Source organism: Massilia oculi, assembly GCF_003143515.1.
GTDB lineage: Bacteria > Pseudomonadota > Gammaproteobacteria > Burkholderiales > Burkholderiaceae_D > Telluria > Telluria oculi.
In genome coordinates this window covers 3,078,538-3,102,057 of the sequence record NZ_CP029343.1, presented here as the reverse complement: position 1 = coordinate 3,102,057, position 23,520 = coordinate 3,078,538, and the positions used below count along the sequence as shown (strand labels likewise).

The 23,520-nt window shown below is 64.9% G+C and carries 23 protein-coding genes and 1 pseudogene; 12 read left to right on the top strand and 12 right to left on the bottom strand.

What is annotated here, in order from left to right:
- The first annotated feature begins 7 nt into the window (after nt 1–7).
- Entirely contained in the window at nt 8–487 is a 480-nt protein-coding gene (locus DIR46_RS14255; protein ID WP_229446258.1) for a GNAT family N-acetyltransferase, read from the top strand.
- Here the strand turns inward: DIR46_RS14255 and DIR46_RS14250 are convergent.
- Together DIR46_RS14250 and DIR46_RS14245 are read right to left on the bottom strand one after the other, a co-directional pair.
- Complete coding sequence (locus DIR46_RS14250) at nt 468–755, bottom strand: hypothetical protein (protein ID WP_109345819.1); 288 nt, start codon at nt 753–755, stop codon at nt 468–470. The genes DIR46_RS14255 and DIR46_RS14250 overlap by 20 nt on opposite strands.
- Nucleotides 756–816: 61 nt before the next feature.
- Complete coding sequence (locus DIR46_RS14245; RefSeq protein WP_162819515.1) at nt 817–1,128, bottom strand: hypothetical protein; 312 nt, start codon at nt 1,126–1,128, stop codon at nt 817–819.
- A gap of 170 nt (nt 1,129–1,298) precedes the next feature.
- Here DIR46_RS14245 and grxD point away from each other — a divergent pair, with 170 nt between their 5' ends.
- The gene (grxD, locus tag DIR46_RS14240) at nt 1,299–1,613 is read left to right on the top strand and encodes a Grx4 family monothiol glutaredoxin (protein ID WP_109345817.1); all 315 of its coding nucleotides are present in this window, start codon (nt 1,299–1,301) and stop codon (nt 1,611–1,613) included.
- Nucleotides 1,614–1,617: 4 nt separating this feature from the next.
- Nucleotides 1,618–2,226 carry a UbiX family flavin prenyltransferase gene (locus DIR46_RS14235; protein ID WP_109345816.1) on the top strand — a complete coding sequence of 203 codons (609 nt, stop codon included), beginning with the start codon at nt 1,618–1,620 and terminating at the stop codon, nt 2,224–2,226.
- Between the two features lie 33 nt (nt 2,227–2,259).
- Here the strand turns inward: DIR46_RS14235 and DIR46_RS26945 are convergent, their stop codons facing one another.
- The 3 genes from DIR46_RS26945 to DIR46_RS14225 all read right to left on the bottom strand — a co-directional run bounded on the left by DIR46_RS26945 (nt 2,260) and on the right by DIR46_RS14225 (nt 4,311).
- On the bottom strand, nt 2,260–2,433 hold the full coding sequence (locus tag DIR46_RS26945) for a hypothetical protein (RefSeq protein WP_170976722.1): 174 nt from the start codon (nt 2,431–2,433) through the stop codon (nt 2,260–2,262).
- 128 nt (nt 2,434–2,561) lie between these two features.
- Nucleotides 2,562–2,981 carry a hypothetical protein gene (locus DIR46_RS14230; RefSeq protein WP_040775023.1) on the bottom strand — a complete coding sequence of 140 codons (420 nt, stop codon included), beginning with the start codon at nt 2,979–2,981 and terminating at the stop codon, nt 2,562–2,564.
- A 277-nt stretch (nt 2,982–3,258) separates the two neighbouring features.
- Nucleotides 3,259–4,311: an MBL fold metallo-hydrolase gene (locus DIR46_RS14225; protein WP_109345815.1), complete on the bottom strand. Its 1,053-nt coding sequence runs from the start codon at nt 4,309–4,311 to the stop codon at nt 3,259–3,261.
- A gap of 135 nt (nt 4,312–4,446) precedes the next feature.
- On the opposite strand from DIR46_RS14225, the gene DIR46_RS14220 reads away from it, so the two are divergent.
- Nucleotides 4,447–4,851: a MerR family transcriptional regulator gene (locus tag DIR46_RS14220; protein ID WP_109345814.1), complete on the top strand. Its 405-nt coding sequence runs from the start codon at nt 4,447–4,449 to the stop codon at nt 4,849–4,851.
- A gap of 139 nt (nt 4,852–4,990) precedes the next feature.
- Here DIR46_RS14220 and DIR46_RS26605 read toward each other — a convergent pair whose 3' ends face one another.
- The gene (locus tag DIR46_RS26605) at nt 4,991–5,200 is read right to left on the bottom strand and encodes a hypothetical protein (protein ID WP_162819514.1); all 210 of its coding nucleotides are present in this window, start codon (nt 5,198–5,200) and stop codon (nt 4,991–4,993) included.
- Nucleotides 5,201–5,765: 565 nt separating this feature from the next.
- On the opposite strand from DIR46_RS26605, the gene DIR46_RS14215 reads away from it, so the two are divergent.
- The 5 genes from DIR46_RS14215 to DIR46_RS14195 all read left to right on the top strand — a co-directional run bounded on the left by DIR46_RS14215 (nt 5,766) and on the right by DIR46_RS14195 (nt 10,696).
- Nucleotides 5,766–6,950 carry an isovaleryl-CoA dehydrogenase gene (locus DIR46_RS14215; protein ID WP_109345813.1) on the top strand — a complete coding sequence of 395 codons (1,185 nt, stop codon included), beginning with the start codon at nt 5,766–5,768 and terminating at the stop codon, nt 6,948–6,950.
- A 79-nt stretch (nt 6,951–7,029) separates the two neighbouring features.
- Complete coding sequence (locus tag DIR46_RS14210) at nt 7,030–8,229, top strand: acetyl-CoA C-acyltransferase (RefSeq protein ID WP_109345812.1); 1,200 nt, start codon at nt 7,030–7,032, stop codon at nt 8,227–8,229.
- A 77-nt stretch (nt 8,230–8,306) separates the two neighbouring features.
- Nucleotides 8,307–8,975, top strand: coding sequence for an SDR family oxidoreductase (locus tag DIR46_RS14205; RefSeq protein ID WP_109345811.1), 669 nt, complete (start codon nt 8,307–8,309; stop codon nt 8,973–8,975).
- A 34-nt stretch (nt 8,976–9,009) separates the two neighbouring features.
- Entirely contained in the window at nt 9,010–10,137 is a 1,128-nt protein-coding gene (locus tag DIR46_RS14200; RefSeq protein ID WP_109345810.1) for an acyl-CoA dehydrogenase family protein, read from the top strand.
- Nucleotides 10,138–10,147: 10 nt separating this feature from the next.
- On the top strand, nt 10,148–10,696 hold the full coding sequence (locus DIR46_RS14195; RefSeq protein WP_205288980.1) for a GNAT family N-acetyltransferase: 549 nt from the start codon (nt 10,148–10,150) through the stop codon (nt 10,694–10,696).
- On the opposite strand, the gene DIR46_RS14190 is transcribed toward DIR46_RS14195, so the two are convergent.
- The 3 genes from DIR46_RS14190 to DIR46_RS14180 all read right to left on the bottom strand — a co-directional run bounded on the left by DIR46_RS14190 (nt 10,689) and on the right by DIR46_RS14180 (nt 16,641).
- Nucleotides 10,689–11,741 carry a S66 peptidase family protein gene (locus DIR46_RS14190; RefSeq protein ID WP_109345808.1) on the bottom strand — a complete coding sequence of 351 codons (1,053 nt, stop codon included), beginning with the start codon at nt 11,739–11,741 and terminating at the stop codon, nt 10,689–10,691. The genes DIR46_RS14195 and DIR46_RS14190 overlap by 8 nt on opposite strands.
- Before the next feature lie 83 nt (nt 11,742–11,824).
- Nucleotides 11,825–14,677: a TonB-dependent receptor domain-containing protein gene (locus tag DIR46_RS14185; RefSeq protein ID WP_109345807.1), complete on the bottom strand. Its 2,853-nt coding sequence runs from the start codon at nt 14,675–14,677 to the stop codon at nt 11,825–11,827.
- 218 nt (nt 14,678–14,895) lie between these two features.
- Nucleotides 14,896–16,641 carry an ABC transporter substrate-binding protein gene (locus DIR46_RS14180; RefSeq protein ID WP_109345806.1) on the bottom strand — a complete coding sequence of 582 codons (1,746 nt, stop codon included), beginning with the start codon at nt 16,639–16,641 and terminating at the stop codon, nt 14,896–14,898.
- Nucleotides 16,642–16,805: 164 nt separating this feature from the next.
- On the opposite strand from DIR46_RS14180, the gene DIR46_RS14175 reads away from it, so the two are divergent.
- The 3 genes from DIR46_RS14175 to DIR46_RS14165 all read left to right on the top strand — a co-directional run bounded on the left by DIR46_RS14175 (nt 16,806) and on the right by DIR46_RS14165 (nt 20,850).
- Nucleotides 16,806–18,044: a spore maturation protein gene (locus DIR46_RS14175; RefSeq protein ID WP_109345805.1), complete on the top strand. Its 1,239-nt coding sequence runs from the start codon at nt 16,806–16,808 to the stop codon at nt 18,042–18,044.
- Nucleotides 18,045–18,064: 20 nt separating this feature from the next.
- Nucleotides 18,065–19,534, top strand: a complete 1,470-nt coding sequence (gene dacB, locus DIR46_RS14170; protein ID WP_109345804.1) for a D-alanyl-D-alanine carboxypeptidase/D-alanyl-D-alanine endopeptidase — start codon at nt 18,065–18,067, stop codon at nt 19,532–19,534.
- A gap of 179 nt (nt 19,535–19,713) precedes the next feature.
- A complete protein-coding gene (locus DIR46_RS14165; RefSeq protein ID WP_109345803.1) occupies nt 19,714–20,850 on the top strand; it encodes a GGDEF domain-containing protein in 1,137 nt (378 codons plus the stop codon).
- Here the strand turns inward: DIR46_RS14165 and DIR46_RS14160 are convergent, their stop codons facing one another.
- From DIR46_RS14160 to DIR46_RS14150, 3 genes and pseudogenes are all read right to left on the bottom strand, one after another.
- On the bottom strand, nt 20,851–21,462 hold the full coding sequence (locus DIR46_RS14160; RefSeq protein ID WP_109345802.1) for a M15 family metallopeptidase: 612 nt from the start codon (nt 21,460–21,462) through the stop codon (nt 20,851–20,853).
- Entirely contained in the window at nt 21,463–22,362 is a 900-nt protein-coding gene (locus DIR46_RS14155) for a LysR family transcriptional regulator (protein WP_109345801.1), read from the bottom strand.
- A 372-nt stretch (nt 22,363–22,734) separates the two neighbouring features.
- Nucleotides 22,735–23,499, bottom strand: a pseudogene (locus DIR46_RS14150) (N-acetylmuramoyl-L-alanine amidase); the annotation flags it as partial.
- Nucleotides 23,500–23,520: the final 21 nt, after the last annotated feature.

Below are 23,520 nucleotides of genomic sequence, written 5' to 3'. Positions count from 1 at the left end.
ACCTGCCTTGACAGGTTCCAGGCAGATGCTGAGGCTGGCCTGCGCCGATCCGGACAGTCCCGATGCGCGGCGGCTGGTCGCGGAACTCGACGCGGCGCTGGCCGCGATCACGGGCGACAGCGGCGCCTCGTCGTTCGAACCGCAGGATTGCCGCGGGGCCGGCGCGGTCTTCGTGATCGCCTATGACGCGCAGGGCGCCGCGGTCGGCTGCGGCGCCCTGCGTCCGCTCGAACGGGAGGTGGGTGAAATCAAGCGGATGTATGCGCGTCCCGGCAGCGGGGCCGGCGCGGCTATCCTGGCCGAGCTGGAACGGCATGCCGCTGACTGCGGCTACCATCGCCTGTCGCTGTCGACGCGGCGCGTGAACGTGCGCGCGGTCGGCTTTTATGCACGGCACGGTTATCTGGAAGTGCCGCCTTACGGCCGCTACGTTGGCCGCTCCGTGTCGATCTGCCTGGGAAAAACGTTTATCCGCTGTGCTTCATGAACATGCCGATCAGGTAGACCGTCAGGCAGCCGAAGCCGATCAGCAGCATGCGCGCCTGCGGGATGGCCGGCAGGCCGGTCTTCTTGATGTGCACGGCGTCGCGCACCAGCAGCGCGGCGTACACCAGGGCCGCCACGCCGGACAGGATGTCGCCCACGCTGGAGCGCGTGATGCCGCCATAGATGTTCAGCAAGCCGGGAATGCCCAGCAGGGCGGCGATCACGAAATTCATGTTCGGCGATGGTACGCGCGGGCGGGGTTGCTGCATCTCTACTCCAATAATCGAATGACAAACCGGGCGATCATACCGCAATGCCGGCTGCATACCGTCATATTCCAGGCAGTCTCAGGGTCGAACCCTGGCTCATGATCTTCACCAGGAAGCTGCCGACGAAGGCGCCGAAGCAGATGTAGCCGATCAGGGTCACGCGCGGCGACTCCAGCAGCGCCGTGCGGCCGGCCCTGCGCTGCAATGCGCACCAGGCCAGGTACAGCGCCATCATCAGGGGCCCTAGTGCGAAGAAGATGCCGGCGAACCAGCCACGCGAGAGGGCGCTGGCGATATCGAACAAGGCGGGCAGACCGAGCACGGCCGCGAACGCCCACATGGCCACTGGGGGCAAGGTAGCAAACGTCTTCATCGTGTTTGTGGATAATCTTGAACCGGTCGATGATACCGCAGACCACCAGTGGTCGACGGATGGCGAACTTGGTCCCCCACCTGCGTGGGGGCGACTTGGCCAACTTCGTCGGCCAAGTCGTTATAGAATGTCGCCATCTACTTATTCCTTTTCTTCAAAGGCAGAATCAAATGAGCGACGTGCAAACCTGGATCAAAGAAACCGTGACCTCCACCCCGGTCGTGCTGTTCATGAAGGGCACCGCCCAGTTCCCGCAGTGCGGCTTCTCGGGCCGCGCCATCCAGATCCTGAAAGCCTGCGGCGTTGACAACGTTGCCACCGTCAATGTGCTGGACGACGCCGAAGTGCGTCAGGGCATCAAGGACTACTCGAACTGGCCGACCATTCCACAGCTGTACGTGAAGGGCGAGTTCATCGGCGGCACCGACATCATGAACGAGATGTACGAATCCGGCGAACTGCAGACCCTGCTGAAAAACGACTGATCGGATGGCTGATCGCCCGCGCGGTGGCGACCGCCGCCGGATCATCGTCGCCATCACCGGCGCGACCGGCGCGGTCTATGGCGTGCAGCTGCTGCGGCGGCTGCACGGCACCCCGGACATCGAGTCCCACCTGGTCGTTTCCGACGCCGCCTCCCTCACCCTGCACCAGGAACTCGGCCTGCAGCGACGCGACGTCGAGGCACTGGCCCACGTCGTCCACCGCAACCGCGACGTCGGCGCCTCGATCGCCAGCGGCTCGTACCAAGCCGACGGCATGGTGATCGCCCCCTGTTCGATGAAAACGCTGGCAGCGGTCGCCCATGGTTTTTCTGACAACCTTGTGACACGCGCGGCCGATGTGGTCCTGAAGGAACGCCGGCGCCTGATCCTGATGGTGCGCGAAACGCCCTTCAACCTGGCCCACTTGCGCAATATGACGGCCGTGACCGAAATGGGCGGCATCATCTTCCCTCCCCTGCCAAGCTTCTATCACCGGCCGGCGACGATTGCGGACATGGTCGAGCACACGGTGGACCGTGTCGTGGATTTATTAGGGATAGAGAATGCCCAGGCCGCCCGCTGGGGCGGCATGAAGGGCGAACAAGACGCCTGAACGGCGCCGCCAGCGTCCTGCCGGCGCACGCGTTCAGCGTTTGTCGTCGTACTGCTTGTCTTCGGACTTCTTCAACTCGCGCGCCTCTTCAAGCATTCGTCGCCGGGCATTGCGTTCTCGCATGACCTCGGCATGACGCGCTGCCGTCATGGGCGGCGCCGTCATCAAATCCTTGAGCTGGGCGGTATTGGCGTAGTTGTTTCGCATGCGGCAGCTGCTCCTGGGTGGACCTGAGGCGGTGGCGGACATGCTGCCACCTGAACAGATTATGACCCAGCTGCGGCCGTTTGTGCGGCCCGGCATGACGAAAAGTGCAAGCCGCGAGAAAAGACGACTTACTTCGCTTCCGCTTTCTGGTGGTTCATGCGCACCAGCATGCGAATGAACTCGCGCGCCAGCTGGCGGTGGTGTTCATCCAGGCGCTGCAGGTCGGCGATCAGCTTGACGTCGGCCGATTCGAAGCGGGCGCCGCCACCGTTGGCGGCGTCAAGGCTGGCGGCCTGCTCGGCGCCGCCGAAGCGCAGCCAGTCGGCCGGCACGCCCAGCCACTGGGCGATCATGCGCAGTTTTTCCTGGGTAGGAATGGCTTCGCCTACCAGCCATTTGCGGGCCGCGTGGACCGTGATCGGACGGCCTTCGAAGCGGATGTTAAATTCTCGGGCGAGGCGGGTGGGGCTGTCGGGCGAGTAGTGTGCGTTCTTCAGGGCCTGCTGCAGTCGCTCACTGAAGCTCTCCCGTTCATTCGTTGAATTCATCGTGATACTGGGTTTATTGAGACTGTACGGGCGGCTTCTTCTCCCGTATGGATGAGAAGCCAAAGGTCCAAATCATACAACTAAAATGTAACAATGATGTGGTTTTTTAAGAGTTTTTACGCTCAGTGCAACTAATACCCAACAGCAATACGCCGAAGTAGGATTTTTACAAAATATTCTATTATTCGAAATGAATAAGTGTACGCACCATTACTTAGACAAGACGACTGGAATACACGTACCAAAAAAATTGTATCGAGTGGTTACAAATGAAATGTTAGATTTGTTGAAATCTCACGACGCCATCGTCAGCGATTTCCCGGCGCAAACTTCCGTCACGCCATAGCTTGTGCAAGTGGGCCAGCGCCTCGCCCAGCGCAAAGCTGAGCTGGTGGGCGTCGAGCGGCCGCCGGAACATGATCGGCACGATGTCGGTCGCCGAGCGTGGCGTGACGCAGGCCGCGATCACCTCGGCCAGGCGCGCCACATGGTGGTCGCGCAACTGGGCGATGCGGGTATGCAGGCCGCGGAAGGGCTTGCCGTGCGACGGCAGCACCAGCACGTCCTCGGGCAGGTCGGCGAACTTCGACAGCGAATCGAGGTAGAGCTGGAGCGGATTGCCCTCGGGCTCGACCGCGAATACCGAGACATTGGTCGAGATGCGCGGCAACACCATATCGCCCGAGAGCAGCACGTTCAGCGCCTCACAGTAGAGCGAGGCGTGTTCCGGCGAGTGGCCGAAGCCGGTGATCACGCGCCAGGCCTGGCCGCCGATCGTGACGAGCTGGCCATCCTGCAGCCGGGTATAGGCTTCCGGTACCGACGGCACCAGCGACGGATAGTAATTGCGGCGGCTGCGCATCTGGTCCAGCATCGCCGCATCGACCAGACCGTGGCGTTCGAAATGGGGAATGGCCGACGGCCCGTCCACGCCGGGCAGCGCCGCCGCCATCATGCGCATGAAGCCGAACTCGCCGGTGGTGGTCCAGAACGGCGCCCCGAAGCGCGCGCTCAGCCAGCCGGACAGGCCGACGTGGTCGGGATGGCAATGCGTCGCGATCACGCGCACCAGTGGTTGGCCGTCCAGGCCTTGCTCCAGAACCTGTTCCCAAGCGGCGCGGGTGGCGTCGGTGCCGGCGCCGGTATCGACCAGGCTCCAGCCGCGCCGCTCGTCGAAAACGTCGTTCAGCAGCCACACATTGATATGGTCCAGCGCGAACGGCAGGGGCATGCGCGCCCAGCGCAGCCCCGGCATGACCTCGTGCACGGCGCCGGAAGCGGGGATGGTGTCGCCAAATGGATAATCCAGCTGGGCTTCGAGGGCATTCATGGCAATCTTTCGTTTTCCGGGTCAGTGGACCGCGCTACAATGTGGCGAAACTGACAGTTAACGTAAACGGCAATCACAGTATCATTTTTCGATTCTAAGCGATAGCCGCGAACGTTTCCCAACCGCCCGAAACTCATGCCCACTACCTATACCATCGCCGAACTGGCTCGCGAATTCGACATCACCGCAAGGGCGATCCGTTTTTATGAAGACCAGGGCCTGCTCAGCCCCAAGCGCGAGGGCGTGGGCGGACGCAACCGCGTGTACACCCCGCGCGACCGTACCCGCCTGAAGCTGACCCTGCGCGGTAAGCGCCTCGGCCTGACCTTGTCCGAAATTAAGAGCATCGTCGACATGTATGAGTCGCCGCGGGACACCGTGGCCCAGATCAACCGCTTCCTGGGCGTGCTGGCCCAGCAGCGCCTGACCCTGGAGCAGCAGCGCGCCGATATCGAAATGGCGCTGGAAGAGATTTCGGCCCATGAGGAAGAATGCCGTCGCCTGCTGAGCGAGGACGAGACGGCGCGCGACATGGCGTGATCCAGCCGGTCAGCCGCGGTCGCCGCATCGGCTGTCGAAGAACGAAGAAATTCAATCCGCAATGGCGACGAGCGCCGTGCGGATTGGATGCATGCCTTGTATCAGGTCCTTGTTACGGGGACCGGAATGATATCGCGGGCTAAATATTGAAGCATCCCCCCGTCCATCCCGAATTGGCCTTCCGGAACTCGGCCAGCGCCGTCCGGCATTGCCCCAATGTCTCGTACTTTCCGACGCTTTTGAGATTCTGATTATTGCTCTGCCAAACCTTTAATTCATAATACGCCGTATTGGCGAACGCAAAAGGGGCAATCGTTGACAGCAATAGTACAAGTATCAGCGTTTTCATGATTTGTCTCCAGCTATGTTTGGCAGCCATCAGATCTTTATACGCGACAGAATTTCCTCGACCTCCTTCCCGCTACTCCTCCCGTTTCTGGGTGCCACGCACCGGACTTGCCTGCTGACCGTATCTTGTCCGGGTCAGGCAAAGTGATCAGCAAACCGTATAAGCAATCAATATATTGCCATCGGAAAAATCATTATTTTTCATTCCTGCCGATAACGCGGCGATGCATGGTTTGAGGATAACAATAAAGACGAGTTCCCGGGCGTCTTATGATGCAAATACAACATGTATCATAAACCGGCCCGGCAAATCATTTTTATGCGTTTCAAATAACGTAAAACCGCAATTCTTTCTCTGTCCAATAAACAGATGTTGATTCTCGGCGTCGCAGTTTTATTGTCATTTTCATCAGCGCGAACCTTGTCCCGATGTGGCAAGCGTGTCGTGGGCCGGGGAAGCCGCCTACGACGACTTCACTTTACGTTTACGTTAACGTAACAGGCGAGTATCATATTCGTTCACTGGCTGCCCACTCTGCCCAACCACCGTTCACCGTGAGGACGACATGCTGCATCTCCCAGGCTTGACCTTTGACCATGGCGAAGACATCGCCGCGCTGCGCGAAGCAGTCCAACAATTCGCGGCGAGCGAAATCGCCCCGCGCGCTGCCGAGATCGACCGCAGCGACCAGTTTCCGATGGACTTGTGGAAGAAGATGGGCGAACTGGGCCTGCTTGGCATTACCGTCGGCGAGGAATACGGCGGCGCCAATATGGGTTACCTGGCCCACATCGTGGCCATGGAAGAAATCTCGCGCGCCTCGGCTTCGGTCGGCCTGTCCTACGGCGCCCACTCGAACCTGTGCGTCAACCAGATCAAGCGCAACGGCAACGAGGAACAGAAGCGCAAATACCTGCCCAAGCTGATCTCGGGCGAGCACGTCGGTGCACTGGCGATGTCCGAGCCCAACGCCGGCTCCGACGTGGTCAGCATGAAGCTGCGCGCCGACCTCAAGGGCGATCGCTACGTGCTGAACGGCAGCAAGATGTGGATCACCAACGGTCCGGACGCCGACACCCTGGTGGTGTACGCCAAGACCGACCTCGAGGCGGGCCCGCGCGGCATGACCGCCTTCCTGATCGAAAAAGGTTTCAAGGGATTCTCGGTCGCGCAAAAACTGGACAAGCTGGGCATGCGCGGCTCGCACACCGGCGAGCTGGTGTTCCAGGATTGCGAAGTGCCTGTGGAAAACGTGCTGGGCGGCGTCGGCAAGGGCGTCAACGTCCTGATGTCGGGCCTGGACTTCGAGCGCACCGTGCTGTCCGGCGGCCCGCTGGGCATCATGGCGGCCTGCATGGACGTCGTGGTGCCGTATATCCACGACCGCAAGCAGTTCGGCCAGGCGATCGGTGAATTCCAGCTGATGCAGGGCAAGATCGCCGACATGTATTCGACCATGATGGCTTGCCGCGCCTATGTGTACGCCGTGGGCCAGGCCTGCGACCGCGCGACGAAGCCGGAACAAGTACGCGCCCTGCGCAAGGACGCCGCCGGCGCCATCCTGTACAGCGCCGAAAAGGCCACCTGGATGGCGGGCGAAGCGATCCAGGCCCTGGGCGGCAACGGCTACATCAATGAATACCCGGTGGGCCGCCTGTGGCGCGACGCCAAGCTGTACGAGATCGGCGCCGGCACCAGCGAAATCCGTCGCATGCTGATCGGCCGCGAGCTGTTTGGTGAAACGATGTAAAACTTGGGGCCCCGCCTGCGCGGGGAGTCATTGCTGCCAGTGGCAGCAATGACGAACTACTTACATGGAGCAACACACAATGAATGATCCAGTCGTTATCGTCGGCGCGGCGCGCACCCCGATGGGCGCCTTCATGGGCGATTTTTCTTCCAAGACCGCGAGCGACCTCGGCGCGGTGGCGATCAAGGCGGCCGTCGAGCGCGCCGGCGTCGCGCCTGACGCGGTCGAACACGTCTACTTCGGCAACTGCCTGATGGCCGGCCAGGGCCAGGCCCCGGCGCGCCAGGCGCTGATCAAGGCCGGCCTGCCGCTGTCGACCGGCGCCGTCACGCTGTCCAAGATGTGCGGTTCGGCGATGCAGGCCGCCATCTTCGCCCACGACCAGCTGGTGGCCGGCAGCGCCGACATCGTGGTCGCCGGCGGCATGGAGTCGATGACGGGCGCGCCCTATCTGATCCCGAAGGCGCGCGGCGGCTACCGCATCGGCCACGCGCCGATGTTCGACCACATGATGCTCGACGGCCTCGAAGACGCCTATTCGCGCAACGAAAAGACCGGCGAAGGCCGCTCGATGGGCACCTTCGCCGAAGAGTGCGTGGCCACCTACCAGTTCACGCGCGAGGAGCAGGACGCGTTCGCGATCGCGTCGGTCAAGCGCGCACAGGCCGCCAGCACCGGGGGCGGCTTCGACTGGGAAATCGCGCCAGTCACCGTCACCGGCCGCGCCGGCGACACCGTGATCGACAAGGACGAAGGTCCGCTCAAGGCCAAGGTCGACAAGATCCCGTCGCTCAAGCCGGCATTCAAGAAGGACGGCACCGTCACCGCCGCCTCGTCGTCGTCGATCAACGACGGCGCCGCCGCGCTGGTGATGATGCGCGAGTCCAAGGCGAAAGAGCTCGGCCTGACCCCGATCGCGCGCGTGCTGGGCCACGCCACCCATGCGCAGGAGCCGAACCTGTTCACCACCGCCCCGATCGGCGCGATGCAGAAGCTCTTCAAGAAGACCGGCTGGACGGCCGCCGACGTCGACCTGTTCGAAATCAACGAAGCCTTCGCCGCGGTGCCGATGGCCGCCATGCGCGACCTCGACATCCCTCACGACAAGGTCAACGTCCACGGCGGCGCCTGCGCGCTGGGCCACCCGATCGGCGCTTCCGGCGCGCGCATCATCGTCACCCTGCTCGGCGCGCTCAAGCGCAGCGGCGGCAAGCGCGGCGTGGCCTCGCTGTGCATCGGCGGCGGCGAAGCCACCGCGATGGCGGTCGAGCTGGTGTAATCCGCTCGACCGGCGTACGGCAATGATGAACGATCCATGCGAACATTGAGGATTCAACCGTTCACAGGGAGTTCATCATGCCTACCGCACTGATCATCGGCGCCTCGCGCGGCATCGGCCACGAGATGGTCCGCCAATACCGCGCCGACGGATGGCGTGTCATCGCCACCGCGCGCAAGCAGGAAGACTGCGATGAACTGGTCCACCTCGGCGCCGAAGCCCATCAGCTCGACGTCACGGTGGCCGATTCGATCGCGGCGCTGGCCTGGCGCCTCGACGATGAACAAGTCGACGCCGCCTGGCTGGTGGCAGGCGTCTATGGCCCGACCCACGGCAGCTTCCCGACCGGTCCCGAATTCGACGCCGTCATGCACACCAATGTGTTATCAAGCATGCGCCTGATTCCGGTCGTCGGGCCCCTGCTGGCCGACACCCGCGGCAAGCTGGCGGTCGTCTCTTCGCGCATGGGATCGATCGGCGAACGCTCCGATACCCAGGGCACGCTGTACCGCGCCAGCAAGGCGGCGCTCAACTCCGTGCTGAAGGATGCGTCGATCACCTATGGCGCGCAAGGCGTCACCTGCGTCGCCTTCCATCCGGGCTGGGTCCAGACCGATATGGGCGGCAGTGGCGCCAGCCTCACGCCGGAGCACAGCGTGCGCGATATGCGCGCCACCCTGGCCCGGGTGGACGCCAGCGCCAACGGCAGCTTCCTGAACCACGACGGCGCCGCCATCGCCTGGTAGGCCATCCACACACATAAAAAACACACGAGACACCATGATCCTGAGCGAAGAACACCAGATGATCCGCGACGCCCTGCGCAGCTTTGCGCAGGAACGCCTGGCCCCCAACGCCGCGCGCTGGGACCGCGAACACCATTTCCCGAAAGAGGAACTGAAGGAACTGGCGGCCCTGGGCGCCTTCGGCGTGGCGGTGCCGGAGCAGTATGGCGGGGCGGGCCTGGACTACGTGTCGCTGGCGCTGGTGCTCGAAGAGATCGCGGCCGGCGACGGCGGCACCTCGACCATCATCTCGGTCAACAACTGCCCCGTGTGCAGCATCGCCATGATGTACGCGAACGAGGAACAGAAGCAGCGCTGGCTGCGTCCCCTGGCCCAGGGCGAGCTGCTGGGCGCCTTCGCTCTCACCGAGCCGCACACCGGCAGCGACGCCGCGGCGCTGCGCACCACGGCCACGCGTGACGGCGACAGCTACGTCATCAACGGCACCAAGCAGTTCATCACCAGCGGCAAATACGGCGACGTCGCCATCGTCATGGCCGTCACCGACAAGGCGGCCGGCAAGAAGGGCATCAGCGCGTTCTGGGTGCCGACCGATACGCCCGGCTACATCGTGGCCGGCATCGAGCACAAGATGGGCCAGCACTCGTCGGACACGGCGCAGATCGTGTTCGACGGTTGCCGTATCCCGGCGGCGAACCTGATCGGCGAGGAAGGCATGGGCTACAAGATCGCCCTGTCCGGGCTGGAGGGCGGCCGCATCGGCATCGCCTCGCAATCGGTCGGCATGGCGCGCGCGGCCTACGAGGCGGCGCTCGCCTACGCGAAGGAGCGCGAGAGCTTTGGTAAACCGATCTTCGAGCACCAGGCGGTGCAGTTCCGCCTGGCCGAGATGGCGATGAAGATCGAGGCCGCGCGCCAGCTGATCCTGCACGCCGCCGCGATGAAGGATGCGGGCCTGCCCTGCCTGAAGGAAGCGGCGATGGCCAAGCTGTTCGCTTCCGAGATGGCCGAGAACGTCGTGTCGAGCGCGATGCAGGTGTTCGGCGGCTACGGCTACGTGGCCGACTTCCCGGTCGAGCGCATCTACCGCGACGTACGCGTGTGCCAGATCTATGAAGGCACGAGCGATATCCAGAAGATCCTGATCGCGCGCGCGCTGTGATGGCGCAGTGATGGATCCTGTCCTGCGCATCGTGGCGCTCGAGCCGGAACGGCTGCCGCAGCTGTTCCTCTACCTCGACGACCACCTGCGGGACAATGGCAGCGCCGGCACGCCGCTGTTCCAGCCACAGTCGCGTGAGTTGTCGCGCTTCCCGCCCGAGAACGCGGCCGCCTTCGCCGGCGCTCTCGATACGCCTTTCGGCCAGCCGGGCTGGCGCCGGGTCTGGATCGCGCTCGATGGCGCCGGCAATATCGCCGGCCACGTCGACCTGCGCGCGCGGCCCGAGCCGGCGGCCACCCACCGCACCCTGCTCGGCATGGGCGTGCACCGCGATGCGCGGCGCCTGGGGCTGGGCATGGCCCTGGTGGAGAGCGCACTGGCCTGGGCCGGCGCCACGCCGCCGCTCGAATGGGTCGACCTCGACGTGCTGTCGGCGAACCTGGCCGCGCGCCGGCTGTACGAGCGCGCCGGCTTTGTCGTGACGGGCGAAGTGCCGGACCTGTACCGCATCGATGGCGAGTCGCACGGCTCGGTCACGATGAGCCGGCGCGTCAGGTAACGGCGGACTCCAGCAGCGTGATCATCTGCGCTTTCGTGTCGATGCGCGCCTGGATCCCCATCGGCAGGGTGAACTGGTTGCGGATATGCCCGATCGAATAGCCTGACACCGCCGGGATGGTCAAGGGATGCAGGTGCAGGCCCAGCGTGCGCTCCAGCGTCAATGAAATGTCTTCATGCTCCGGCCCGCAGTTCTCGCAGATGCCCACCACCAGCGCCGCCGCATTCCTGAAACCACCCGCCAGGTCGAGCTGGGTCATCCAGCGGTCGATGCGGTATGGCGCTTCGTTCACCTCTTCCAGGAACAGGATGCTGTCCTTGATGTCGGCCGCATACGGCGTGCCCGCCAGCGCCGCCACCAGCGACAGGTTGCCGCCCATGAGCGGGCCGGTCGCCACGCCGTGGGTGAAGGTGTGGACGCCGAAGTGCGGCTCGCTCGCGGCGCGCTGCGCGTTCTCCTGCGACATCGGAATCGTATAGCTGGCCTGTGGCTCGGTCAGCACCGCCATCATGTGCTCGCTCGAATACGGCGTCATCGTCGACGAGGCCACCGGGCCGTGGAAGGTCACCAGGCCGGCCTGCTTGAGGATCGCGAGATGCAGCGCCGTGATGTCGGAATAACCGACCAGGACCTTGGGGTGGCGGCGAATGAGGTCGTAGTCGAGGCTCGAGACCAGCGAGATGCAGCCCGAGCCGCCGCGGATCGGCCAGATCGCTTTCACTTCCGGGTCAAGGAACATCGCATGCAGGTCGGCCAGGCGCTGCTGCACCGATCCGGCATAATTGCCGAACACCTCGCGCAGATAGGCGCCGGTCTTGACCTTGAAACCCAGCGCTTCGATATTGCGCACCGCCTTCTCGATGGCGCGGTCGGTGGTGTAGCCGCCGGGCGCGATCAGGCCGACGACGTCGCCTCGCTTCAGGCGCGGCGGTTTGATGAGTTTTTTCATGGGACGTGGGGACGGCGTACGCACTGCGGCAACACCGGGCAAGGCAAGGGACAGGGCGGCGGCGATGGCGCCGAAGCTGCGACGGCTGATCTTCATGCGTGAGGCAAGACTCCAGATGAAAAAAGGCCCGCGCCGGGAGGACGACAACCTCCATGGCGCGGGCCCTCAGTGTAGAGCAATCAGAAGAACTTGTAGTTCGCCATCAGGGTGAACGAGCGGCCGCGTGGATCGGCGACGCGCGGTTCCCAGGTGCTGCCGGCGCCGGTGTTGCTGTCGTAGGTGATCGCTAATGGTGGATCCTCGTCGAGCAGGTTCTTGACGCCCGCGGTCAGGGTCAGGTTCTGGAAGCCCGTGTAGTTCACCGACAGGTTGAAGATCGAGTAGTCGTCGACCTTGCGCTGGTAGTTCGACGGCGTCACACGGCCGCTGGCCACGCCCGGCAGCACCTGGTCGTCATAGCCCGAACGGTAGATGTTCTGCAGCATGCCGCTCCAGTTGCCGTACTTGTAGGTGGCATAGGCGCTGTGCTTCCACTTCAGGCCCAGGTCGCCGGTGAACAGGAAGCGGCCCACTTCGCTCTCGCCGAATTCGGCGTTACGGGTGGCGCGCGATTTCTTCTCCAGCAGGCGCGAACCGTCGATACCCAGGCTCCAGACCGACCCGGTGCTGAACTTGCCGTTCAGGCGGGCGCCGACTTCGACGCCGCGCGTGATGCGCTCGCCGGCATTGAGCCAGCGCTGGTCGATGAACTCCAGCTCGCCGGCCGCGTTGCGGATGAACTGGTCCTGGAACAGGTTGTAGTTCGCGACCATGGTCGCCACGTTGAACGAATCGATCGTGTTTTCCTTGCGGATCTCCCACAGGTCGGCATTGGCCGAGAAGGTGCTGGTCGGCTCGAACACCACACCCAGGCTGGCCTGCTTGGCCGTTTCCGGTCCCAGCGTCGGCTTGCCGCCGGTGAGCGTATTCGGATTGACCGCCTGGCAGCCGGCGACCGTGGTGTCGACGCGGCCGCTCGGACAGGTGGCCGGATCGGCCAGGTCCTTGCCGGCATAGGGCGACTCGGTCACGCCGTTGAACAGCTGGTTGAACGACGGCGCGCGGAAGCCCTCGTTGTACGAGCCGCGGAACATCAGCTGCGGGATCGGCTGGTAGCGGAACGACACCTTCGGATTGGTGGTCGCGCCGAAGCCCGTGTAATCGTCGCGGCGGATGGCGAAGGTCAGTTCCAGCGCCTGCGTGACCGGCACCAGCACCTCGGCATAGACGGCCTTGATGTCGCGCTTGACCTTGTCGAGGGCATTGACGTCGTCGAACGGCGCGTTCAGGATCGCCGGTCGCGCATTGGCGGCGCGGCGGTCGCCATTGAACTTGTATTCCTCGCGGCGCAGGTCGGTCCCCAGCGCGGCCAGCACGGGCCCGGCCGGCAGCTTGAACAGCTCGCCCGAGATCGCGGCATCGAATTGCGTCATCGTCACCTTGCCGCCATACATCACCACGCCCGCGGCCGAGGTGGCGCGGATCGCGTCGATCGCTGCCTGGCTCTGGGTCTGGCCCGGCAGCAGGAAGGGATTGACGATGCCCGAACCGAGCACATTGGCCAGGGCCTGGGTGTAGTTGTAGCCGGTGCCCAGCGTCGAATCCGATTCGCTGAACGCGCGCGACAGGCCGACCCGGTAGTCGTACTGCTTGCCGAACAGGTTCAGGGGGCCGTCGGCGCCGACCAGCACGCGGCCGGCCTTGGTCTCGGTCTCGATCTCGCGGTTGCCGCACTCCATGCAGCGCCAGCGGTAGGCGATCGGCAGGCCGTAGTTGGCCGAGATGCTCGGGAACACCTTGACCAGGGCGTTATAGACGTCGTTGTAGGCTGCGCCGGTGCTCGGGTAGAACGAGGCAGGGCCGAAGGTCGAGGCGGACGGAGAGATCTGGTTCGGCGAGAAGCGCTTGGCCACTTCGACGCGCGAACCCACGCCTTCGGCGAAGAACTCGTGTTCGCCCATGCGGAAGGTGGCGCGCGCCAGCGCGTTGGAATTCTTGACCGGCTGCTGCAGCACGGCGGCGCGGCCGGTATCCCAGGCGCAGCCATAGGCCGAGCCGGGCGAATCCCACAGCTTTTCGTCGTAGGCGCCCATGCCGTCGATGCTGTCGCAACCCGGGCCGCCCGGCAGGTCGAGCAGGCTGATGCCGTTATAGGCCACGGTGCCGCCGCCCGGGATGGTCGGGCCGGTGCCGGTGCGCGACAGCAGGGTCGGCGCCAGGGTGGTGGCGAACACGTTGCCGCTCGGGGTGCCGCGCGTATCGACCGACACGCCGCGGTTCGGCTGGAAGGTATTCACGAAATCGCGCTGGTCGCCGCGCAGCGCCTTGTTCTCGCTGTGCGCGGCCGTCACCAGCACGTTCCAGCCCTGGGTGTCGAGGTCGCCCCAGCCGCCGGTGATGGTGGCGCGGCCGATCTCGCCGCCGCCCGCTTCGGTCACGTCGGTGAATGCCTGGGCTTCCAGGCCCTTGTAGTTCTTGCGCAGGATGAAGTTGATCACGCCGCCGATCGCGTCGGTGCCGTACACGGCCGAGGCGCCGTCCTTCAGCACTTCGACGCGCTCGACCGCCGCCATCGGGATCGAGTTCAGGTCGACCGCCGAGCCCTTCATGCCGTGGGTCGCGACCCGGCGGCCGTTGAGCAGCACCAGGGTCGAATCGGAACCCTGGCCGCGCAGGTTGGCGCTCGAGGCGCCGTTGTTGCCGCGCTGGGCGCCGGAGGTGACGTCGGCGTTCGACGCCAGGTTGTCGGAGCCGTTGCCGTTCACGTTCAGGGTCGCGATCAGCTGCTCGGCCGTCACGATGCCCTGGTCTTCCAGCTGTTTGCGCGAAATGATCTCAACCGGCAGCGCACCTTCCTTGGCGATGCGCTTGATGCTCGAACCGGTGATTTCCACCCGCTGGATCGGCGCCTCGCTTTGCGCCTGCGCTTGTGCCACGATCGGGGCGGCCACGCCCATGAGGGTCATCAACTGTGCCAGTTTTTTCAATTTCACCGTGTTTCTCCTTACGTTTTCCCTTGGCGGTCTTGGGCCAGATTGGTGCACTGCATCGCACACGCCTGGCCTGCTCTGTTCGTAATGGCTAGTTCGCTCTTAGCATTACGTTATGTTGTGAATTCAGAGTACGCCCACAAAATTCTCAGGTGCCAATGAATTAACCGGAGGGCAGTATAACCAGCAGGAATATTTAATTTAGGAAAAACTAACGAAATCTAACGTGTAGCTCTAGCGGAGCGTGCTCTTTGCGCAACATCGACATCGAGGTAACGCCAGGTCGTGAATTCGACAGGATGCCGTTTGTAGTTTTTCAGCCACGGATGGCGCAGGTCGCCGGACAGCACATGGGTCAATGGCACCCATGGGTTATAGGCGTGCAGCAGCTGGTTCATCTCGAAATACAGCCTGTTGCGCTGCGCACCATCGGTGAGCAGGCGCGCACGCTCGTAGCGCACGTTGTACTCCGGCAGGTTGAAGCGGGAGTAGTTGGCGCGGCCCGCGTTCGGGCCGTACAGCAGCTGGTAAAAATTGTCGCCGTCGGGGAAGTCGGCGATCCAGTTACTCTCGAACATCTGCACCGTGCCCAGGCGCGAAGCCTTGATGATCTCGGTCTTCTTGTCCGACTTGAACACCACGCGCAGGCCGATCGCGTTCAGGCATTTTCTCCACAACTCGTCGCGCAGGCGGCCGCCGACGGTGGCTTCGCTATGCATCGTGAGCGTCAAGGGCTTGCCGCCGGGCGCGCGCCTGAATCCATCGGCATCGCGCTGGTCATAGCCATGGCGGTCCAGCAGCGCATTGGCCAGCGCCGGGTTGTAGGGCACCGGGCTGCGGTAATCCGGATCGTAGCCGAGCACGTTCGGCGGCAGCGGCGATTCGGCCTTGATCGCGAATCCCTTCTTGAGCAGCGCGATGTCCTCAAGGCTGTTGTACGACATCGAGATCGCCCGCCGCAGCGCCACCTTGTCCTTGCCGTAGCCGCCGACCACCGGGTCGTTCATGTTCATCCACATGTAATAGGTCTGCAGCACCGGGAAACGCGACAACACGATGCCGCGCGCCGCCAGCTCCGGTTTCAGTTCGCCGCCCTGCACCACCATCTCGGTCATCGATTCGGGAATCTGTTCCAGGTAGTCGTATTCGCCATTCAGGAAGCCCAGCATGCGGCCCTGGAATTCCTCGGCGATCTTCACGTCGATCCGGTCCACCCGCGGCAGGAGCTGCCCGTTCAAGGCGGCGGCAATCGCCCGGTCTTCCGGGTCGTCGCCCGGCGTGGCATGGAACACGGCCGTCGAATACGGATTGGCCAGCAGGACGATGCGGTCGCTGCGTTTCCATTCGCCGATCATGAACGGCCCCGTGCCGACCGGATGGTTGCCTGCCTGGCCCGGATAGGCCTCGATCACCTCGCGCGCGACCACGCCGGTGGCCGGGGTCGCGAGATAGAACAGGAAGTTGTTGTCGGGCGCGGCCAGGCGGATGCGCAGGGTGTAGCGGTCGACCGCCTCCACCTGCTTGCCTTCGACCATATACGACCAGGGCGACCTGAGCGACGGATCGCGCAGGCGCTGCAGGCTGTAGGCATAGTCGGCAGCCGTGACTTCGCGCTTCACGCCCTTGAAGGCCGGGTCGGGCGTGAAATAGATGCCGGGACGGATGTGGAAGGTATAGGTCAGGCCGTCGGCGCTCACTTGCGGCATCGCAATCGCCGTGTTCGGCCGCAGCTTCGCCGGCCGCGCCAGGTAGTCGTAGCGCAGCAGCGGATCGAACAGGTTTTCCAGCAGCGACAGGGTGGCGTTGTCGGACGCCGCCGCCGGGTCGAGCCCTGTTTCGCTGGTGGACAGGAACATGCGCAGCACTTTTTGCTCCGACTGCACGGGCGGCTGGGCCTGGGCCTGCGCCGCCTGCGCACCGAGGCAGGACAGGGTGAATACGAGGGCGGCGGCGTAGCGGAATGTCATGACAAGCAAGTCCTGTTGGGCGTTGCGTATCATAGGCCGGCGCCCATCCCGAGGCAACGCTCATAACTTTTGAACATGGCGCGGCTGCATTCTTTCATCCACGCGGCTTGCCCTCAGCCTCTGTCCACTGCACAATCGTGCGATACCCGGCAGCGATTCATCACATGGCACTCAATTACATCTGGACAGGCTTCTTCCTCGTGGGCTTTATCGCGGCACTGGGACAATGGATCTTCCTCGGCGATACCGAGGTCTTCAAGCGCATCATCGACGGCACCTTCTCCTCGGCCAAGATGGCGGTGATGGACATCGCCCTGCCGCTGGCCGGCGTGATGACGCTCTGGCTCGGGATCATGAACGTGGGCGAGAAAGCCGGGGCGATCAATGCCTTCGCGCGCGTCATCGCCCCCTTCTTCTCGCGCATCTTCCCCGGCGTGCCGAAGGACCATCCGGCCAACGGCCATATGGTGATGAATTTCTCGGCCAATATGCTGGGCCTGGACAATGCCGCCACGCCCTTCGGCCTGAAGGCGATGGAAAGCCTGCAATCGCTCAATCCGAAAAAGGACGAGGCCAGCGACGCCCAGATCATGTTCCTGGTGATCCAGACCTCGGGCCTGACCATCATCCCGCTGGCCATCATGGCCCAGCGCGCGATCCTGGGCGCGGCCAACCCGGCCGACATCTTCATCCCGACCCTGATCGCCACCTACTGCTCGACCATGACCGGCATCATCGCCGTCAGCCTGCGCCAGCGGATCAACCTGCTCGATCCGGTGGTGTTCGGCTGGATCGGCGGCGGCACCGCGCTGATCGGGGGCCTGGTGCTGGCGATCACCCAGTTCATGGACAAGTCGCAGATCGAGTTGTTCTCGGTCGTCGCAGCCAACCTGATCCTGTTCTCGGTAATCGCCGTCTTCATGACCGGCGCCCTGCTCAAGAGAGTGAATGTGTTCGACGCCTTCATCGAAGGCGCCAAGGGCGGCATCGAGACCTCGCTCAAGATCATCCCCTACCTGGTCGGCATGCTGGTGGCCATCAGCGTGGTGCGCAATTCGGGCATCCTGGGCCTGATCGTCAGCGGCTTCGCCTGGATCTTCGCCGCGCTCGGCCTGCCGACCGATTTCGTCGGCGCCCTGCCGACCGCCCTCATGAAGCCGCTGTCCGGCAGCGGCTCGCGCGCCATGATGATCGATGCCATGACCACCTATGGCGTCGATTCCTTCGTCGGCCGCCTGGCCAGCATCCTGCAGGGCGCCGCCGACACCACCTTCTATATCGTCGCCCTGTATTTCGGCTCGGTCGGCATCCGCAAGACGCGCTACGCGATCGGCTACGGCCTGCTGGCCGACCTCGCCGGCGTCATCGGCGCCATCTTCGTCGCCTATCTCTTCTTCGCTTAGTGCTTCACTCAAGGAACAGCATGCTCAAACGCTCCGCCCTCGCCCTCGCCTTCTGCACCTGCATCTCGTTCGCCCACGCCCAGCTGCCGCAGCCGGTGGCCCAGGCGCTGCGGCAGAACGGCATCGGGCAGGACGAGATCGGGGTGCTGGTGCTGCGTGGCGACGCCGCCGTGCTGGAACACCGGGCCGGCCTGCCGATGCAGCCGGCATCGACCATGAAGCTGGTGACGACCCTGGTCGGCCTGGAACGCCTGGGGCCGGCCTTTCGCGGCCGCACCGAGCTGCGCACCACGGGCCAGGTCGAGGACGGCGTGCTGCGCGGGAGCCTGTACCTGAAAGGCGGCGCCGATGCCGATCTCTCGGGCGAGCACATCGCCGACATGCTGCGCGCGCTGCGCTACGACGGCATCGAGCGCATCGAGGGCGACCTGGTGCTGGATCGCGGCCTGTTCCAGCCGGCGCGCACGGACCTCGGCCTGCCGCCCTTCGACGAGTCGCCGGAAGCGTATTACAACGTGATCCCCGACGCCCTGCTGGTCAACAAGAACATGCTGCAGCTCGACATGCGTTCCACCGCCTCGCGCCTGCAGCTGCGCATGCATCCGGAGCTGGAGCGGGTCTCGGTGACGTCCGAGATGACGCTGGTCGATGCCGATTGCGCCCGGTGGGAAGCCGGCTGGCAGTTGCCCGAGGCGCGGCGCCAGGCCGATGGCCGCATCAAGGTGGTCTTGCGCGGCACTTTTCCGAAGAACTGCAACCGCAGCTACGGCGTCAATGTGCTCGACCGCGACGATTACGTCGGCCGCCTGGTGCGCCAGGCCTGGAGCGACCAGGGAGGCGTGCTGAGCGGCCGCACCATCACCGGCGCCACACCGCCAGAAGCCCGTCTGCTCGCGGCCCATGCATCGCGCCAGCTGCCGGAACTGGTCCGCGACACCAACAAACCATCGGACAACGCACTGGCGCGCACCTTGTTCCTGAGCCTGGGCAGCCTGCAGGCCGACCCGGTGGCGGGCAGCCTGGCGCTGCCCGCCACCGAGGAGTCGACCTTCGCCCGCGCCGACGCCGCCGTGCGCGGCTGGCTGCGCGAGAAGCAGATCGACGACACCGGCTTCGTGATCGACAACGGCTCGGGCCTGTCGCGCATCGAGCGCATCAGCGCGCAGCAGATGGCCCACCTGCTGCAGGCCGGGCTGCGCAGCCCCTGGGCGCCGGAATTCCAGTCCAGCATCCCGATCGGCGCGGTCGACGGCACCATGCGCCGCCGCCTGCAGGACAGCCCCGCCGCCGGTCGCGCGCGCCTCAAGACCGGCTCCCTGCGCAACGTCACGGCGCTGGCCGGCTACGTGCCGGACGCGAACGGCGTCCCGTGCGTGTTCGTGGCGATGATCAATAGCGAGCAAAGCGGCAACGGCCGCGGGCGCGCCGTGCTCGACACGCTGGTGGACTGGGTGGCGCGCTCGGGCGCGCCGCTTCCCGCTACGCCCTGAACCGGGAATGTACAGCTAAACATTGCTTTGGACACAAGTTTAATGTCGAATTACTATAATTTCTTAGTTTTCGATAGCAAAAGCTGACACAATAGCGGGCTGGCGCGTGTCTCGCGCCACCGGTTTCCGCCTCCGCAGGACGCGATGCCGACCTTCACGTTTGGCCGTCCTGATCATCCATGAAATTCCATCCCCTGAGCGGAGAATTCGCGCGCGCCGCGGACGAGACCGAATTCCTCCACAGCCAGTTATCGCGCACGCGCTCGCTGCTCGGCTTCACGCTGCTGTTCTGCGTCATCTTCTTCCAGCTGTTCTTCCTGACCGATATCGCGGCGCTGGGACTGGGCGCCGCGCTGCGTGAAACCCTGCCTGCGCGGCTGGGCGTCGCGCTCATCGGCGGCATCGGTGCCTGGCTCGCCTATCGCCGGCCGCTGTCGATCCGCGGCACGCGGCTGGCCGCATCGAGCGCAGAAATCCTGTCGCTGGGCTGCTTCATGGTGGTCGCGCTGGCGCGTCCGAACGAGGTGCACTGGCACGCGCTGTCGATGGTGGTGATCCAGGTCGTGATCTACCTGTACATCCCGAACCGGCTGGCCTATGCCAGCGCGATCGCGAGCGGCGGCGTGATCGTCTTCCTGGCGCTGGTGCACTACCTGCTGCCGCCCCGCCCTGCGGCCGACCTGCTCACCATGGGCATGCTGCTGGCGATGATCAATACCTTCGGCATCCTGGCGGCGCGCCGCTTCAACCGGGTGGCGCGCGAGGAATTCCGGCTGCAGACGCAATTGAAGCGCCTGGCCGAGCGCGACCAGCTCACCGGCTGCTACAACCGCCATTACCTGAACGACCACCTGCTGGGCACCGAGCTGGCGCGGGCGCGGCGCTTCGGCCATCCGGTCTCGGTCGTGCTGTGCGATATCGACCACTTCAAGCACATCAACGACACCTTCGGCCACCACCAGGGCGACCACGTGATCCAGAACTTCGCCACCCTGCTGCAGGGGATGACGCGCCAGGGCGTCGATGCGGTGGTGCGCTACGGCGGCGAGGAATTCCTGCTGATCCTGCCCGTGACCACGCTGGCGGGGGCGGCCGGCCTGGCCCACCGCCTGCGCGACGCCTTTGCCGCCCTCACCTTCACGGTCGACGGCGAACCGGTGCCGACCAGCGCCAGCTTCGGCGTGGCCGCCTTCGATTTCTCCGGCGGCGACCTGCGCGTCACGCTGCCCGACCTGATCGTGGCGGCCGACAAGCAGCTGTATGCGGCCAAGCGCAACGGCCGCAACCGGGTCGAGTCGGCCGAGCTGGCGGCGTAGCTACAACACGCGGCGGAAGGTGGCGCGCACCAGATCGCGGTCGCCGCAATCGAAATGCCACCACTCGGTCCTGATGCCCAGGAAGCCGGCCTGCAGCATCGCCTCACGCAGCAGGCGCCGGTTGGCCAGCTGATGCTCGGTGAGCTGGCCGGCCACTAGAAAACCTTCCTCCAGCGCCGGATGCGACAGCTCCGTCATGTCGTCGAAGCCGGTGCCCATGTCCAGCTCGGCGCCTTCGGCATCGCGCAGCGTGAGGTCGAGCGCCATGCCATAGGAGTGGATCGAGCCGCGCGCCGGGTCGGCGAGGTACAGGCGCAGGTCGGTGCCCTCGAGCGCATCCCACAACTGCTGCTGGACGCGCTGCGGACGCAGGGCGTCCAGCACCAGCGGCCGCAGGCCGGGCGCGTGCACGGCCAGCCAGGCCACGGCGCGCTCCAGCGCGGCCGCGGCCTCGACGTGCAGCCAGGCGCAATCGTAGGGTGAATACAGGTCGCGCCCGACGAAATTGTTGGCGGTGGCGTAGCGCAGGTCGACGTCGATGCCGGCGATGCTGTCCAGGTGGCGGAATTCCGGGCTGCTGGCGATGTCCTCGCTGGCGAGGGTATGGTTCATTTAGCTGTCTTCAAGGCAGGCGCGCGCGGTCGCGCCGATACAGTTGGCCAGCTCGCGCGCCCCATGCGACAGGGGCGAATGGCTGGCGGTGAGCAGGAACAGGTGCACCGGGATCGACGGCGACCACTGGCGGCACTGCACCTTGTTGGGCGCGGCCGAGGCGGCGGTGAACGGATCGAGGATCGCCGTGCCGGCGCCGGCTTCGACCAGCGAGCGCGCGATCTGGTAGGTCTGCACCACGGTGCGGAACACCGGCTGCACGTCCTGCGCCTCGCAGGCGGCAATGACCATCTCGCCCAGCGGATCGCGGTCGGCCAGGCCGATCAGTTCGCCACTCAGGTCTTCGGCCGAGATCGGCTTCTTGCATTCGTCGTCGGTCCAGGTGCCGGCGGGCGCCACCACCGTCAGCAGGCCATGGGCGATCGGCTCGGCCACGATGCCGGGATGGCGCGGATCCTGCAGCGACAGCGCAAGGTCGGCTTCGCCCAGGCGCAGCGCATTGACAATCTCGCTCGTGTGATGCGTTGCAAGTTCGCAACGGGTTTCGGGGAAATCGCGGCGCCATGCCGTCATTCCGACCGGCAGTACGCTGACCGCGATGGTGGGCGTCGACACCAGGCGCACGGTCTCGACCGCGCGGCCCTTGAGGCTGGCGGCCAGGCGGCGGATGCCCTGCAGGTCGCGGTTCAATTTCTCGGTTTCGGCGAACAGGCGGTGCGCTTCCGGCTTCGGATACAGCTTGCCGCGCACGCGCTCGAACAGCGGCATGCCCAGCTGCAGCTCGGCGTGCTGCAGCACCTTGGTCACCGCCGGCTGGGAAATATGCAGCACCTGGGCGGCGCCGCTGATAGTGCCGACTTGCATGATGGCGTGGAACACCTCGATATGACGCAGACGCATTGCTTCACCCTTCAGAAGAAAACCCACCCTGCATACACACGGGGTGGATGGGCGAAGGATACAGCGAAAATTGCTGTACGGCGATGGTCACGGCGTGTTCACTGGCGGCGTGGCGGGCACGGGCGCAGGCACCGGTGCGGTCGGCGGCACGTTCTCCAGCGCGCCCGGCAAGGGCTCGGGGGTCGGGGCCGGCGCCGATGGCGGTACCAGCGTTGGCGCTGGAGTCGGCGCTGGAGTCGGCGCTGGAGTCGGTACAGGCGCAGGCGCCGCAGGCTGAGCCGGCGGAAGCGGCTGGCCGGGCACGGCCTGCCATGGCTGCGGCTGGGCCGGGATCACCGGCATCGGCGGCGGCGGGGTGCCGGCCGGCGTGGTCAGCACTTCCAGCAGCGCCGCCGTCTCGGCGTCAGGATTGCCGGAGATGTCCAGCGGGCGGTATTTCATCTGGAACGCCGCCAGCGTGGTGCGGGTCGGTTCGTCGTACACGCCGCTCTGTACGATGCCGAAGCCGTGCATGGCCAGCTTGCGCTGGAACCAGCCGACGTCGGGCAGCAAGGCGTCGAAGGCCGGGCGCACGGCGGCCACGCGGGCGGCGTCCGGCCACAGCACCAGGCCCTCTTGCGCCAGGCGCTGCCACGGGAACTGGGGGCCCGGATCCTGCTTGCGCAGCGGCGCGATGTCGCTGTGGCCCAGCACGTTCTCGGGCGCGATGCCGTGGCGCTGGACGATGTCCTTCACCAGCGGGATCAGGGCGTCCACCTGCGACTGCGGGAAGGGCGCATAGACGCGGCCCGTCGGCGTGTCCTTCCAGCCGGCGTTGACGATCTCGATGCCGATCGAGCTGTTGTTCAGCTGCGTGAAATTCTTCCAGCTCGAGTTGCCGGCATGCCAGGCGGCACGGTTCTCGTCGACCAGGCGATAGATCTTCGGCGTCGCCTCGTCGGTCAGCAGGTAGTGCGAGCTGACCTCTTTCTCGGTCAGGATCTTGATCGAGCTGGGCGTGTTGGCGACCGTGTAATGCAGCACCAGGAAGCGCGCGCGGCTCGACTGGCCCTTGGCGGTATAGGTGGTGTCATAGCGCGGGACGGTGGAGCAGCCCGCCAGTACGGTCAGGGCAAGCAAGGCGGCGATCGATTTCATATTGTTCTCCTTGGTGGTGTC

What these genes read in the sequence shown, in the direction of transcription:
- DIR46_RS14220 (WP_109345814.1), top strand. Translation starts at nt 4,447, where the DNA reads ATGCCCACTACCTATACCATCGCCGAACTGGCTCGCGAATTCGACATC.
- grxD (WP_109345817.1), top strand. Translation starts at nt 1,299, where the DNA reads ATGAGCGACGTGCAAACCTGGATCAAAGAAACCGTGACCTCCACCCCG.
- DIR46_RS26605 (WP_162819514.1), bottom strand. Translation starts at nt 5,200, where the DNA reads ATGAAAACGCTGATACTTGTACTATTGCTGTCAACGATTGCCCCTTTT.
- dacB (WP_109345804.1), top strand. Translation starts at nt 18,065, where the DNA reads ATGCTCAAACGCTCCGCCCTCGCCCTCGCCTTCTGCACCTGCATCTCG.
- DIR46_RS14165 (WP_109345803.1), top strand. Translation starts at nt 19,714, where the DNA reads ATGAAATTCCATCCCCTGAGCGGAGAATTCGCGCGCGCCGCGGACGAG.
- DIR46_RS14225 (WP_109345815.1), bottom strand. Translation starts at nt 4,311, where the DNA reads ATGAATGCCCTCGAAGCCCAGCTGGATTATCCATTTGGCGACACCATC.
- DIR46_RS14235 (WP_109345816.1), top strand. Translation starts at nt 1,618, where the DNA reads ATGGCTGATCGCCCGCGCGGTGGCGACCGCCGCCGGATCATCGTCGCC.
- DIR46_RS14250 (WP_109345819.1), bottom strand. Translation starts at nt 755, where the DNA reads ATGCAGCAACCCCGCCCGCGCGTACCATCGCCGAACATGAATTTCGTG.
- DIR46_RS14190 (WP_109345808.1), bottom strand. Translation starts at nt 11,741, where the DNA reads ATGAAGATCAGCCGTCGCAGCTTCGGCGCCATCGCCGCCGCCCTGTCC.
- DIR46_RS14195 (WP_205288980.1), top strand. Translation starts at nt 10,148, where the DNA reads ATGGATCCTGTCCTGCGCATCGTGGCGCTCGAGCCGGAACGGCTGCCG.
- DIR46_RS26945 (WP_170976722.1), bottom strand. Translation starts at nt 2,433, where the DNA reads ATGCGAAACAACTACGCCAATACCGCCCAGCTCAAGGATTTGATGACG.
- DIR46_RS14210 (WP_109345812.1), top strand. Translation starts at nt 7,030, where the DNA reads ATGAATGATCCAGTCGTTATCGTCGGCGCGGCGCGCACCCCGATGGGC.
- DIR46_RS14175 (WP_109345805.1), top strand. Translation starts at nt 16,806, where the DNA reads ATGGCACTCAATTACATCTGGACAGGCTTCTTCCTCGTGGGCTTTATC.
- DIR46_RS14215 (WP_109345813.1), top strand. Translation starts at nt 5,766, where the DNA reads ATGCTGCATCTCCCAGGCTTGACCTTTGACCATGGCGAAGACATCGCC.
- DIR46_RS14205 (WP_109345811.1), top strand. Translation starts at nt 8,307, where the DNA reads ATGCCTACCGCACTGATCATCGGCGCCTCGCGCGGCATCGGCCACGAG.
- DIR46_RS14230 (WP_040775023.1), bottom strand. Translation starts at nt 2,981, where the DNA reads ATGAATTCAACGAATGAACGGGAGAGCTTCAGTGAGCGACTGCAGCAG.
- DIR46_RS14160 (WP_109345802.1), bottom strand. Translation starts at nt 21,462, where the DNA reads ATGAACCATACCCTCGCCAGCGAGGACATCGCCAGCAGCCCGGAATTC.
- DIR46_RS14200 (WP_109345810.1), top strand. Translation starts at nt 9,010, where the DNA reads ATGATCCTGAGCGAAGAACACCAGATGATCCGCGACGCCCTGCGCAGC.
- DIR46_RS14155 (WP_109345801.1), bottom strand. Translation starts at nt 22,362, where the DNA reads ATGCGTCTGCGTCATATCGAGGTGTTCCACGCCATCATGCAAGTCGGC.
- DIR46_RS14180 (WP_109345806.1), bottom strand. Translation starts at nt 16,641, where the DNA reads ATGACATTCCGCTACGCCGCCGCCCTCGTATTCACCCTGTCCTGCCTC.
- DIR46_RS14245 (WP_162819515.1), bottom strand. Translation starts at nt 1,128, where the DNA reads ATGAAGACGTTTGCTACCTTGCCCCCAGTGGCCATGTGGGCGTTCGCG.